Source organism: Pseudomonas sp. H1_D05 (genome assembly GCF_054682705.1).
On the sequence record NZ_CP162825.1, the window covers coordinates 235,035 to 248,351 of the forward strand.

Annotated in this window: 8 protein-coding genes; 2 read left to right on the forward strand and 6 right to left on the reverse strand. The window is 59.4% G+C overall.

Annotation, left to right across the window (positions count from 1 at the left end):
* Positions 1 to 49: 49 nt before the first annotated feature.
* Positions 50 to 6,469 carry a dermonecrotic toxin domain-containing protein gene (locus tag AB4O11_RS01145; RefSeq protein WP_460129859.1) on the forward strand — a complete coding sequence of 2,140 codons (6,420 nt, stop codon included), beginning with the start codon at positions 50 to 52 and terminating at the stop codon, positions 6,467 to 6,469.
* Positions 6,469 to 7,833 (forward strand): leucine-rich repeat domain-containing protein, encoded by a 1,365-nt coding sequence (locus tag AB4O11_RS01150; protein WP_460129861.1) that lies wholly within the window; start codon positions 6,469 to 6,471, stop codon positions 7,831 to 7,833. Before AB4O11_RS01145 ends, AB4O11_RS01150 begins: the two co-directional genes overlap by 1 nt.
* A 7-nt stretch (positions 7,834 to 7,840) precedes the next feature.
* Here AB4O11_RS01150 and argR read toward each other — a convergent pair whose 3' ends face one another.
* The 6 genes from argR to AB4O11_RS01180 all read right to left on the reverse strand — a co-directional run bounded on the left by argR (position 7,841) and on the right by AB4O11_RS01180 (position 13,234).
* Positions 7,841 to 8,833 carry a transcriptional regulator ArgR gene (argR, locus tag AB4O11_RS01155; RefSeq protein WP_176471324.1) on the reverse strand — a complete coding sequence of 331 codons (993 nt, stop codon included), beginning with the start codon at positions 8,831 to 8,833 and terminating at the stop codon, positions 7,841 to 7,843.
* A gap of 245 nt (positions 8,834 to 9,078) precedes the next feature.
* On the reverse strand, positions 9,079 to 9,843 hold the full coding sequence (locus tag AB4O11_RS01160) for an ABC transporter ATP-binding protein (RefSeq protein ID WP_007912705.1): 765 nt from the start codon (positions 9,841 to 9,843) through the stop codon (positions 9,079 to 9,081).
* Positions 9,844 to 9,870: 27 nt separating this feature from the next.
* Positions 9,871 to 10,983, reverse strand: a complete 1,113-nt coding sequence (locus tag AB4O11_RS01165) for a M14 family metallopeptidase (protein WP_257355936.1) — start codon at positions 10,981 to 10,983, stop codon at positions 9,871 to 9,873.
* 1 nt (position 10,984) lies between these two features.
* Positions 10,985 to 11,683, reverse strand: coding sequence for an ABC transporter permease (locus AB4O11_RS01170; protein WP_007912703.1), 699 nt, complete (start codon positions 11,681 to 11,683; stop codon positions 10,985 to 10,987).
* Positions 11,680 to 12,369, reverse strand: a complete 690-nt coding sequence (locus tag AB4O11_RS01175) for an ABC transporter permease (protein ID WP_016773583.1) — start codon at positions 12,367 to 12,369, stop codon at positions 11,680 to 11,682. The genes AB4O11_RS01170 and AB4O11_RS01175 overlap by 4 nt, the downstream gene beginning before the upstream one ends.
* A 91-nt stretch (positions 12,370 to 12,460) precedes the next feature.
* A complete protein-coding gene (locus AB4O11_RS01180) occupies positions 12,461 to 13,234 on the reverse strand; it encodes an ABC transporter substrate-binding protein (RefSeq protein ID WP_460129863.1) in 774 nt (257 codons plus the stop codon).
* Positions 13,235 to 13,317: the final 83 nt, after the last annotated feature.

Below are 13,317 nucleotides of genomic sequence, written 5' to 3' on the forward strand. Positions count from 1 at the left end.
GCCGGTTCCTGATTTGCTGCGCGTTCTTTTCAACGCCAAGGAATGGCCCATGCACCTGACTCAGCGACACCCTCCGACAGCCTCGACCGCCGCGAACAACGCGCTGCATCCAGACGATCATTACCTGCCACTGAAAAATGCCTTGCCCGATTGGCTCGGCGCCGCGACACCGACTCGCCGCCTGGCACTCACGAACAGCCTGCCGCGCCTGTCCCTCACTCTCCAGTCGGCACCTGCCGAGCAACATCAGCAGATGAATAGCCTCAACGCCACGCAATGGGCCGCGCAAAGCAAGGTCGATCAAAGCCTGGAACACTTGCAGGACGCCAGCACCTTTGCCGAGCCCTTGCTCCAGCAAGAACTGAAAAACCGGTTCGGCCTGGACCTGGATGTGCGCAACACCTTCGTGCGCCTGTACATCCCCGCAACCACTCCGTGGTTTCCGATCCGCACCGGTACGCGCGCCTGGACCGTGTCGTTACTGGAGGCCGCGCTGCACAACTTCGAGGAATCGGAAACCCATCACGACGCCTTCGAAGCTGACTCGACCTTCGTCACTCGTCCCACCGTCAGCGGCCAGTTCAGTCCCCTGCCGGCGATCAAGGCAAAAATGAGCATCGCCGCTTTCACCCGGTTGTGCCGAAGGCTGGACATCGGCGCGCGATACAAGGCCCATCTCGAAGACAACCTCGGCTATAGCGATCCAATGGTGGCCACCGTACTGCGCAACAAAATCGATGACAGCCAGAAAGCCGCGATGAAAGCCGCCCTGCAGTGGGCGCGGATGAACCGCGATGTGTCGGAAAGCTATTTTCGCTTGATCGATGCCGTGCTCGACGGCATGAAGGGCCTGTACATCAGCGGGGCAGCGGTGTTGTGCCATGACATGGGGATGCTGTGCGCACCGCTGACCGGTATCGTCGTGTTTGCCCCCGACCTGTACGCCTCGCGAGACCCGGCACGGGTGGTGGCTTATGTCCCCGATGATCCCGAGCACCCTTTCAAGGAATACGCCTCGACCTACGACCTGGTCGCCGAACTGACCCGCCAGTTGCGCTCGAAAGACTACCAGCAGTTTTTCAGCCGATTCGTGAACCACGAACATCGAGGTGTTTTCTTCAGTACCCTCAATAGCCGCTTGAGCCAGATCATGTGGCACCCGCCCGAGTCCGGCAGCTCGCTGCCCGCATGGCGCGACACCGCTGTCGAGCGCCCGGATCTGCAAACCACGCTGACCGCGTTCCACGACGATCTCTGGCAACACATCCATCACGCGAAACTGAACAAGATCTTCAATGACGCACGGGTGATCGCCGTACCCACCGCGGTGGTCGACCAGAAAGCGCGCTGGGCCTTCTGGGACTCGGTGAGCAACATCATCTCCACCATCGTGCAGACCGCCGCGCTGATCGTTGCACCGTTCGTGCCGGTGCTGGGTGAAGCCATGATGGCGTACATGGCCTATCAAATGCTCGATGAAGCGTTCGAAGGCGTCATCGAGTGGGCGCAGGGGCGAACGACTGAAGCCTTGGAACACTTGATGGGCACCGTGGAATCGATGATCCAGTTGGGCCTGTTCGCCGTGGGCGGCAAGATTGGCGCGGCCGAGTTCCGCAAGATTTTGCCCAAGGAAGTCGTGGCGTTCATCGACCGCTTCAAACCGGTAAAACTGGCCAGTGGCAAGACCCGCTATTGGGAGCCGGATCTCGAACGCTACAAGCACCCGCAGGCTCCAACGGCAGATTCGCAACCCGATGCGCTGGGTTTGCACACGCATCAGGGCAAGCGCCTGCTGCCCTTGGAGGATGCCCACTTTGCAGTAAAAGAAAGCCTGGTGCCGGGGCAGTACCGCATCGAACACCCGAGCCGCCCTGACGCTTACCAACCGGTGGTGCGCCACAATGGCGAAGGCGCCTGGCACACTGAACTCGAGCAACCGCTGGAATGGGATGGCGAGACGGTTCTGCGCCGTATCGGTTCTTCCGTCGAGAGCCTGTCGCCGAACGAGCGCGAAACCGTCTTGCGGATCAGCGGAACCAGCGAAGACGCTTTGCGCAAAATGCACGTCAATCAGGAAAAAGTCCCGCCTTTGCTTGCCGACAGTATCCAGCGCTTCAAGATTGATCAGCAGTTGCAACGCTTCATCGATCAGCTCGACAGCAATGTCGCCGAAGAGTTTTTGCGCGCTGATCCGGTCACACAGCTGCAGGTGCTCAGTGAATACGGGCGTTGGCCAAGCGATAAGTGCCTGCGTCTGCTCGATCGACAAGGGCAGCAGCTGTGGCAATCGTCTGCGGACGCAAGCCTGCCCGTGACCGAACTGCGCCAGGACAGACTGCTCGGTGACGACGTGCTTAAAACCCTGCTCTATAGCCTCGACGAGACGCAGATCAAAGCCTTGTTGAACGAACCCTTTGCGGGACCGACGCAGTCCGTCGAGGTACGCAGCCAGAACCTGCGCAAGCAAGTGGCCGATCTCGCCAAACGCAACAGAAGCGCGCTGTTCGAGGCGCGTTATCAGGCCCTTCAGCACCTCGATGATCCGCTGGCGGCACGACTCAAGGCCCACCCTCCCGAACTGCCGGCCAGCATCACCCGCGAACTGCTCGATACCGCGACCGGCAGCGAACTGTTGCAGATCAGCGAAGGACAATTGCCCGCGCGCCAGCAGGCACTCATGCAGATGGCCAGTCAGGAGGTGCGCGTTACCCGTGCCTATGAAGGCCTGGAGCTGGACTCGGTGAGCAATTCCGACTCCGACTCTCTGGCGCTGCACAGCCTCAAATTGTTGCCGGGCTGGAGCGGCGATGTACGCATCGAGATCCGGGACAGGCGCTACGAGGGCCCGCTACTGGACACCATCGGCCGTGAAGATGCAGCCGCACACAAGGTTCTGGTTCGCCGCGACGATGGCCAATATCAACCTTACGACGATCGTGGGCAGCAGCTGCATTCGTTCAGCGATTTTTATTCCAGCCTGTTGTACGCATTACCCGACAGCGAGCGCCAGAACCTCGACATCCGGATTGGCCAGGGCCAGGCGCTGAAGGCGACCATTCGCGAACGTACGCTTGAGCGCAACGAGTTGCGTCAGGTGATCGGCGATACGCCGACCCAACCGTCGGCCGTCGACACGCTGCGGCTGCTGGGGACCGATGGTTATCCCCCAGCTCCACCACGTCCGCCGCGCCCCAGTACCCAACCGCGCACACTCGAAGAAGACATCCGGGTGCTCTATCCGCGAATGTCGAACCGTGAGGTGGGTTATCTCGTCGAAAGCATGCTGCGCAGTCCCGCTGGCCCGCGCGCAGAGATACTTCGCTTACAAAATGACTACCTGCAATTGCAGAACGAACTGCATGTCTGGGCCAACAATCCGCCCGCCATTCACCCCGAAACCGGTACGGCGCTAACGCAGCTGGAGAGGCGCGCCGAAATCCAGAACCGCAGGTTGCTCAGGGACGAATTACTCAAAAGCTGGCGACGGGAGAACGTCACGCACTACGATCAACAGGGCGCCGCTGGGCACGCCGTGCTGCTGAAGCACGCCATCATCGGCGACTTGCCCGTCCTCTCGAGCGATTTCAGTCATATCACTTCGCTCGGCATTGATGGCAGCCCCATGACCACCTCGGTCGAGCGCTTTTTGCAGTCTTTCAGTCAGTTGCAGATTCTGGATGCGCGCAACCTCAATCTGCCAAGCCTGCCACAAGCGCTGACCTCGATGCGCTCGCTGCGCGAATTGAGATTACGCGATTGCCGAGTCAGCCTGACAACGGTCACCGAGTCGGTGTTCGCCTCTATGCCGCAACTCACCCTGCTCGATCTGGAAGGCAACGCGCTGGGCTTGCCGCCGGACCTGCACTCGATGCCTGCATTGCGTTACGTCAATCTGTCGAATACCGGTATTTACACGGTGCCCGACGACTTGCTGGATCATCCACGCCTGATCTCGGCGCAATTCGATCGCAACCGCATCACCCGGATACCGGAAAGGTTTTTCAACCTGCCCAGCTCCCTCAGCGACGGTTACACCTTTGCTGACAACCCGTTGAGTGCGGCCTCTCGCGAACGGGTGAAAGTGTTCTTCGAGCACACCGGAAAGTACTTCGGTGTACGGCCTGTGCAGGAAGATCTGCAGCGCACGATCGCCTTGTTCCCAGCCCTTGATGCTGAAAAAGCTACACAGATGTTGTACCGACTGCCCGGGCCGTTGGCCGAATTCGGTGCACAGTTGTCGCGCTGGGAAGATGAACTCGGCGCCCTGAACCTCGAACTCAATCAATGGACCAACCAGGCCGCCGTCCTTGACCCTGAGACTGGCGAACGTCTGCCCCTTGAAGCACAAACCCGCGAACTGGACGCCAGGCGATCCTTTGCGCAACAGATCGAGCAGCTCTGGCGCAGCCCGCCCGGCTACTACCGCCTCAAAGTACTCAGGGCAACGGCAACGTTCACGGGGGATATGCCGACGCTCAACGCCGGTTTCGAGCACGTTACCCGGCTGGACCTCACCGGCAACGCCAATATCACCAACGCCCTGCGCTTCGTCGAGTGCTTCCCGAACCTGGCCGAGCTGAAAATGAACGGCTTCGAACTGGAGCCGCTTGCGCTTGGCGAAGTAAAACTGCCTCGACTGACCGACCTGGAGCTGAAAAATTGTGGCGTGGTCATGACCCCGGAAAATCAGGCTGTGCTGCTTTCACTCGACAGCCTCGACTCGCTGAACTTGAGTAACAATCCGCTGGGGACGTTCCCCGACCTGAACCTGCTGCCCCAACTGGACGATCTCGACCTGTCCAACTGCGGGCTGACCGTCGTGCCTGAAGGATTGACCAGCCATCCGGGGTTTCGAACCGTGGTGCTTGCGGGGAACCGCATCACGCAACTGCCTGACGCGCTGTTCGACCTTCCCGCCGATCGCAGTTACGGCATTGACCTGGCCGACAACCCGCTATCGGCAGCCTCCCGCGACCAGATCAAGAACTACTTCCGCAGCCATCGAAACGACTTTGACGTACTGGCTGACGAGCAAGACGTTGCCCTCGCCCGGCAGTTGTTTCCCGATCTGAACGCCCAAGAGGCCAGCGAGATGATCTACGACTTGCCTGGCGACCTGGCCGGCGGTCGAAAACAACTCGTGCGCTGGAGAGCGGAGCTGCAACAAATGCGCGAGGATCTGGCGCTCTGGGGCCTGGAAACGCCATCAGCGCACCCGGTTACAGGTCAGGTGCTTAGCGAAGGCGAGCGTCTGGTGCAACAAGACGCGCGTTCCGCCTTCAAGGAGCTCATGGAGGATTTCTGGCGTGAAAGGTCAATTGACACCGGCGCGCGCACCGCGTCTTTTGCAACTGACCTGAAGTTCTTCGGCGAACTGCCACGCCTGACTGTGAATTTCGATCACGTGACAAGCCCCAAGCTTGCAGGCAATGCAACGACCACAGGCATCGAGTCGTTTGCTGCCTTGTTCCCGAATCTTCAGGCGCTGGAACTGAAAGCCTTCGCGCTCGATGACATCCCCTCATTCGTCGGGCGCCTCAAGGATCTCAAAGCGCTCAAACTGACTGACTGCGCGCTGACACTCACGCCTGAAGGGCAGCAACTGCTCGGTGCCATGTCCAAGCTGCAGTTGCTCGATCTGAGCCACAACCCGCTGACAATCGCACCTGATTTGAACGCCTTGCCAGACCTGACGAGCGTTTCACTTGCCCATACCGATATCAGCAGCGTGCCCAAGGGTATCGCCGAACATCCGGCACTTGAAATTCTCCATCTCAATAACAACAACATCACCGAGCTGCCGGACGCGATTTTCAGCTTGAGTTCCGATCAGGCCGACGGCGTATATCTGAACGATAATCCGCTGTCCTTGAATGCTCGCGAGCGCATCAAGCGCTACTACGCCACACAGGGACGCCACTTCCGGGTCAAACCGGCATCGGCTGACATTGCCATGGCGCAAAGACTGTTCCCGCGACTGGGTGACAACGCGGCCATCAACATGATTTATCGCCTGCCCGGGACATTGCTGGCCGGCACGACTCAACTGCTCAGTTGGGAGGCAGAAATCGCCCGAATGATGGGAGATCTCAACGCGTGGCGTGAGCGTCTGCCGATCAACAATCCGTTGACTGAACTGCCATGGACTGCGCAGGAAAGAGCCACAGAACTCGCCGCCAGACAAGAGTTCAGCGACGAGCTTGAGCAACTCTGGCGCGGCCGGCGTAACGACAATTCAGCACTACGGCTCAACACCTTCGATGCCAAGCCGGCGTTTACCGGTGAGTTACCGGAGCTGAGCACCGATTTCACTCACATCAGGCATCTCAAACTTCAGGGCAATCCAGGGCTGAAGGTTTCCGGGGGTTTCTCAAAAGCTTCAGCGGATTGCAGGGGCTGGAACTGCTGGACTTCGCCCTCGGCCGCATACCTCAAGCACTGCAAGGTCTGCCATCGCTTGAAACGTTGATGCTGAGCAAGTGCCAGATCACTCTGGATCCTGACGGACAAGCGATCCTGTCCACGCTGACCCGATTGAAATCGCTGGACTTGTACAGCAACACATTGCAGGCCACGCCCGATGTATCGACACTGCAAAACCTGACGTTCATCGATCTGATCAACACCGGGATCGATAGTGTGCCTGTCGGGCTGGAACAACTGCCGCATCTGGAAGCGGCGTTGCTGAACGACAACAACATCATCGAACTACCGGCGGAACTGACGCGTTATTCCGGTCGCGGCATGGAACTGGGTATCAACCCGTTGTCAGAGGCTTCCAGAGAACGAGTCAAAGCCGCTTTCCAGGCCAAGGCCGACAACTTTGGTATCCCCGCTCGACAGGACGACATCGAACTGGCTCAAAGTCTTTACCCATCGCTGTCCGGCTTCGACGCCAACGATCTTATCTACAGCCTTCCGGGTACGCTGGCCGATGGACGTCTTGAGCTGATGCGCCGCAAAACCGACCTGGCCGGCCTCCTCGACCGCCTGGACACCTGGGCAAATGAGCCTCCCAGCGATCCTGTAACGCAGATGCCACTTGGGAACGACGCTGCAGCCACGGAAAAACTTAATCGCCAAACCTTCAGGCTCAACCTGGAGAAGGAACTGCGCCTAACGCCCACGTTCCTGACAGATCCAGCGGTTTACTGCGAGTTGTCGTTTACCGGTGAGCTGCCGCCGCTGACTGCGCGCTTTGAACACATTGAAAAGTTGAATCTGACCACCAAAGCGTCCGCCCCGCGTCGGGTTGATCGTCTGCTGGAGCTTTTCCCGAAGCTCAAAGACGTCTACATCCGCAAATTTCCGTTGGGCGAGATTCCCGCCCCGATCTTCGCTATGGACAGGCTGCGCAGCCTGCATCTGCCCGACTGTGGAATCACCCTGACTGAACCGGCTGCAGAGGCCTTCGCAGGCTGGAAAAACCTGAGTTCCGTGGACCTGAGCAACAATCCGCTCAACATTGTTCCAGACCTGAGGCATCTCCCGCAGTTGGACAATCTGCGTCTCGGCAATTGCGCCTTGAGCAAGGTGCCTGACGGTCTGTTCGAGCTGCCTCAATTGACGAGCGCGGACTTGTCCGGGAACGCGATTACCGAGTTGCCAGGCGAGTTTCCTTTACAGCCCGGCGACGCGGTGACCGAATACAACTTCGACGACAACCCCCTTCACCCGGAAAGTCAGCAACGCCTGGACAGATACACCACGGCGTTTAACGAGAAAATGAACGAAAGATGGATGACGGGGGTCCGGCGCGAACTTGACGACTTCGTGGATTCGGATTTTTCCGATGGCGAGGAGCGACCATTACCATCGACAAGGCATAGCTGACCCGCCGTCAGCCACGTTCTGGCGGCACTGACGACAACTCGAACGGGCTGCTGCTGCGCCGCTGGTTGCGATCTTCCCGCGGCGTGGCACCGAAGAAATTGCGATAGGCGCTGGAGAAATGCGGCCCTGAGGAGAAGCCACAGGACAGGCCGATCTGGATGATCGACTTGCTGGTCTGCATCAACATCTGCCGGGCTTTGTTCAGGCGCAGCTCCAGGTAGTACTGGCTCGGCACACGGTTGAGGTATTGCTTGAAGATCCGCTCCAACTGGCGACGGGACACGCACACATGCTGGGCGATTTCGTCGGTGGTCAGCGGTTCTTCGATGTTGGCTTCCATCAGCAACACCGCTTGGGTGAGCTTCGGATGGCTGGAGCCGAGACGGTTCTGCAACGGGATGCGCTGACGCTCGCCGCCCTCGCGAATGCGTTCAACGACCAGTTCTTCCGAAACCGCTCCGGCCAACTCTGCACCGTGATCGCGAGCCAATACCGCCAGCAACAGATCGAGCACGGACATGCCGCCACACGCGGTCAGGCGGTCGCGATCCCAGTCGAACAGATGACTGGTGGCAATGACTTTAGGGAAACGCTCGGCGAAATCGTCCTGCCAGCGCCAGTGCACGGCAGCACGATAACCGTCGAGCAACCCCAGTTGCGCCAACGGATAGACACCGGCCGACAGACCGCCGATGACCGTACCCGCACGTACCAATTGCTTGAGCGCACTGCTCAGTGCCGGCGCCAATGTGGTCGGCGGCTCGTCAGCGAGCAGGAACAGTTTCTGGAAGTTTTCGAGTTTGCCGGTCCAGGCTTCACCGGGCAATTGCCAGGCGCCTTCGGCCGCCGCTGCGGTCACGGCTTCCGCCTGCAGGAACGACAGCTCGTAAACCACCTCCGGGTGCACACGCTGAGCAACACGCAAGGCTTCCTCCGCCAGCGCCAGCGTCAACGCTTTAGTGCTGGGCCAAATCAGGAAACCAATTCGATGGGCAGTCATGGGCGGGCGATCCGAAACGAAGAACAGTGATGAAGGCATGGGCCAATGCTAGCCCGTAAATGAACACAAATCATGAGGCTGACAGAGATCCATTGTGGGAGCGAGCTTGCTCGCGAAGGCGGTGTATCAGTCAACATCGTTGCTATCTGAACTACCGCTTTCGCGAGCAAGCTCGCTCCCACAGGGGATTTTGGTCAGTCTCTAGGTCGCGAAGCATGACCTAATCTGGTGCATAACGGCAGCGATTACTTGAGGCTGCCCGAGAGGAATTGCTGCAAACGTTCCGATTGCGGATTCACCAGCACTTCACGCGGGTTGCCGCTTTCTTCAACAACACCTTTGTGCAGGAACACCAACTGGTTCGACACTTCACGGGCAAAGCCCATTTCGTGCGTGACCACGACCATGGTGCGACCTTCCTGAGCCAGCGCTTGCATGACTTTCAGCACGTCTCCCACCAACTCCGGGTCGAGGGCTGAAGTCGGTTCGTCGAACAGCATCACCTCAGGTTCCATCGCCAGCGCACGGGCGATCGCCACACGCTGCTGCTCGCCACCGGACATGTGCCCCGGGAACGCGTCTTTACGATGGGCCACACCGACCTTGTTCAGGTAGTACTCGGCTTTCTCGCGGGCTTCGTACTTGGGTACGCCCAGTACGTGCACCGGCGCTTCCATGATGTTTTCAATAGCAGTCATGTGCGACCACAGGTTGAAATGCTGGAACACCATCGACAGGCGCGAACGCATGCGTTGCAGCTGTTTCGGATCAGCGGCTTTCAGCGCGCCGTCCTTGTTCGCCACCAGTTTCAGCTCTTCGTTGTTGAGCAGAATCTTGCCCGCGTGCGGCTGCTCGAGCAGGTTGATGCAGCGCAGGAAAGTACTTTTGCCGGAGCCACTGGAGCCGATGATGCTGATCACATCGCCGGCTGCCGCTTTCAGGGACACGCCCTTGAGCACTTCGTGACTGCCATAGCGTTTATGCAGGTCTTGGACTTCAAGTTTGTACATGCGGTCGGTTCTCACAAAAACAGTCAGTCAGTCGTTGAGCAAGCGCCCGTGACGCAGCGCTTCGCGCCCCGCCACCTTGGCCAGCCAGAAACCGGGTTGGGCATAACGCAGCCGTTCAATGGCAAACAGCACCCCGGAGGTACCAGCACACACCGTGCTGACCCGATCGGACAGAGGATCAATCACTTCAAAAATCTCGTCGCCCGCCTCGACCCACTCGCCGGGCTTGCGCAGAAAACTTACGACGCCCGGATGCGGCGCGAACAGCAACTCGGTGCCTTCGAACGGCATGCCTTCACAGGCTTCGTGTGCTGGGTTCGGCCACTCGCCAGTGATCAAACCCTGCTCGGCGAGGAAGGCGAGAATGCCTTCAGCATAGGCGCAGGCTTCAGCGCGACCGGTGTCGGCCTGACCGCCCAGCTCAATCGTGGTCGCCAGACACGCCAGCGGAATCTGCGCATCGGGGAACTGCCGCGACAGACGCAGCCACGGCAGCGAACAGGCTTCATCGAACGAACTGCCGCCGGAATCTTCCGCCAGCAATCCGACCTTCACATTCAGATGCGCGGCCAGTGAGCGCCACTGCGGCCAGTGCTGCGGCAACGCGTACATGTGCAGCGCGGCTTCGGCATCGCAGTGCAAGTCCAGCACCACATCAGCGGTGCAGGCATGGCTTAGCAAAACTCGCTGCATGCCTTGCAACTGGCTGCTCGCCTCCGGCAATGCGGCCAAGTGGTCGGCCATCGCCTGACGGATCAGACGCACATTGGCGTGCGGATCATCACCGAGGCTGTCAGCCAAAGCGGCCGCAACCGGCGCGCTCAGTTCGACGAAATCACGATTGAAATTCTTGCCACTGCCGGCCTCGAAGCGGCCCTGGTGATTGCCTTGCAGCAATTGCCCGAGACCCAAGGGGTTGGCGACCGGCACCAGTTCGATGACACCGTTGAGCAAGCCTTTGGCTTCGAGTTCGCCGAGGCGCTTTTTCAGCTCCCAAGCGGTGCGCATGCCTGGCAATTCGTCAGCGTGCAGGCTGGCCTGAATGTAGGCCTTGCGCTCGCCGCGTCCGAAACGGAACACGGAAATCTTGCGCTCGCTGCCCAGGTGGCTCCACGGCAATACGTGGTCGATGCGTTCCATATCAGTGCTTCCGCGGGGCCAGGTAGCTCAACCAGCGACGCTCGGCCAGTTTGAACAGTTTGACCAGAATGAACGTCAGGCACAGGTAGAACACGCCAGCGGTGATGTACGCCTCGAACGGCAGATAGAACTGCGCGTTGACCGTGCGCGCCGCGCCAGTGATGTCGATCAGGGTGACGATGGAGGCCAGACTGGTGGTCTGCAGCATCATGATCACTTCGTTGCTGTACTGCGGCAGTGCCCGGCGCAAGGCCGACGGCAGCAGAATGCGCTTGTACAGTTTGAAGCGCGACATGCCCATGGCCTTGGCCGCTTCGATCTCACCGTTCGGCGTGGCCTTGAGGCTGCCGGCAATAATCTCGGCGGTGTAGGCGCTGGTGTTGACCGCGAAGGCCAGGCACGCACAGAACGTTGCGCTGGACAGCCACGGCCACAAGAAGCTTTCGCGTACTGCTTCGAACTGCGCCAAACCGTAGTAGATCAGGAACAGTTGCACCAGCATCGGCGTGCCACGGATCACGTAGGTGTAAAGCCACGCGGCGCCGTTGACGACTGGGTTCTTCGAGACGCGCATCAGTCCCAGCGGCAAAGCCGCGAGCAGACCGAAAAACAGCGACAGCGCGAGCAATTTGAGGGTGGTCAGCAGGCCGCCGAGGTACAGCGGCATGGCCTCCCAAATGACGTTGTAGTCGAAGATCATAGATCAGCCGCCCTTACGCCTACCGAGTAGCGCTTCTCAAGGTGACGCAATGCCAGCAACGAAACACTGGTGATCACCAGGTACATCGCCGCCACTGCGAGGAAGAAGGTGAAAGGCTCGCGGGTGGCATCTGCCGCCTGCTTGGCCTTGAACATCATGTCTTGCAGACCGACCACGGAAATCAGCGCGGTCGCCTTGGTGAGTACCAGCCAGTTGTTGGTGAAGCCCGGAATCGCCAGGCGAATCATCTGCGGCACCATCACCCGGAAGAACACCTGAAAACTGCTCATGCCGTACGCCATGCCCGCTTCAGCCTGACCTTTCGGAATGGCCATGAACGCGCCGCGGAAGGTTTCCGACAGGTACGCACCGAAGATGAAACCGAGGGTGCCGATACCGGCGGCCAGCGGGTTCAGGTCGATGTAATCGTCATAGCCGAGCATCGGTGCGACGCGGTTGAGCAAGTCCTGACCGCCGTAAAAAATCAGCAGGATCAGCACCAGATCAGGAATCCCGCGGATCACCGTGGAATACAGATCGCCCAGCCACGCCAGCCAGCGCACCGGCGACAGGCGTAACGCGACACCGATCAGCCCGAGAACGATGGCCAGAGCCATGGACGACAAGGCGAGCTGAAGCGTCAGCCATGCGCCATCGAGGATGACAGCCCCGTAGCCTTTCAACATGATTCAGGTCCTCGAAAGTTGGGATGAAAAAATGGCGCAAACCGCAGAGATCCTGTTGCTTGCGCCATTTCGGACTTGTCGCAGAGACGTGTTACTTGCCGTAGATATCGAAGGCGAAGTACTTGTCCTGGATTGCTTTGTATTTACCGTTTTCGCGGATGGCCGCGATGGCCGCGTTGATCTTGTCTTTCAGGGCATCGCCCTTACGCACTGCGATGCCTACGCCGTCGCCGAAGTATTTGACGTCGGTGAACGCCGGGCCGGCGAACGCAAAGCCTTTGCCGGCGTCGGTGTTGAGGAAGCCGTCTTGCAACAGGGTGGCGTCAGCCACGGTGCCGTCGAGGCGACCGGCGGCCACGTCGAGGTAGATTTCGTTCTGCGAACCGTACGGCTTGATCTCGGCACCCAGCGGGGCGAGGACTTCGCGGGCGAAACGCTCGTGGATCGAACCACGCTGTACGCCGATGTTCTTGCCCTTCAGCTCAGCCAGACCTTCGCCGACCTGAGTACCGGCCTTCATGACCAGACGTGCCGGAGTGTTGTAGTACTTGTTGGTGAAGTCGACCGACTTCTTGCGGTCTTCAGTGATCGACATGGACGACAGGATCGCGTCGATCTTGCGCACTTTCAGTGCCGGGATCAGACCGTCGAACTCTTGCTCGACCCAAACACACTTGACCTGCATCTGCTCGCACAGAGCGTTGCCGATGTCGTAGTCGAAACCGACGATGCTGCCGTCCGGTGCTTTCGAAGCGAACGGAGGGTAAGCCGCTTCGATACCGATCTTCAGAGGTTTTTCGTCAGCGAAGGCGTTCATCGACAGCACGGACAGTGCCAGGGCGCCAAGCAGCACAAGTTTCTTCATCTTGGGACTCCATCGGTAAAGGGCAAAAACGGCAGAGTGAGCGACAGCCCAATATGCGAATGGGTGAATCGGGAAATCGGTTG

Excerpts from the sequence above, each read along its gene's own strand:
- AB4O11_RS01160 (WP_007912705.1), bottom strand. The coding sequence starts at position 9,843 with ATGTACAAACTTGAAGTCCAAGACCTGCATAAACGCTATGGCAGTCAC.
- AB4O11_RS01145 (WP_460129859.1), top strand. The coding sequence starts at position 50 with ATGCACCTGACTCAGCGACACCCTCCGACAGCCTCGACCGCCGCGAAC.
- AB4O11_RS01180 (WP_460129863.1), bottom strand. The coding sequence starts at position 13,234 with ATGAAGAAACTTGTGCTGCTTGGCGCCCTGGCACTGTCCGTGCTGTCG.
- argR (WP_176471324.1), bottom strand. The coding sequence starts at position 8,833 with ATGACTGCCCATCGAATTGGTTTCCTGATTTGGCCCAGCACTAAAGCG.
- AB4O11_RS01150 (WP_460129861.1), top strand. The coding sequence starts at position 6,469 with ATGCTGAGCAAGTGCCAGATCACTCTGGATCCTGACGGACAAGCGATC.
- AB4O11_RS01170 (WP_007912703.1), bottom strand. The coding sequence starts at position 11,683 with ATGATCTTCGACTACAACGTCATTTGGGAGGCCATGCCGCTGTACCTC.
- AB4O11_RS01165 (WP_257355936.1), bottom strand. The coding sequence starts at position 10,983 with ATGGAACGCATCGACCACGTATTGCCGTGGAGCCACCTGGGCAGCGAG.
- AB4O11_RS01175 (WP_016773583.1), bottom strand. The coding sequence starts at position 12,369 with ATGTTGAAAGGCTACGGGGCTGTCATCCTCGATGGCGCATGGCTGACG.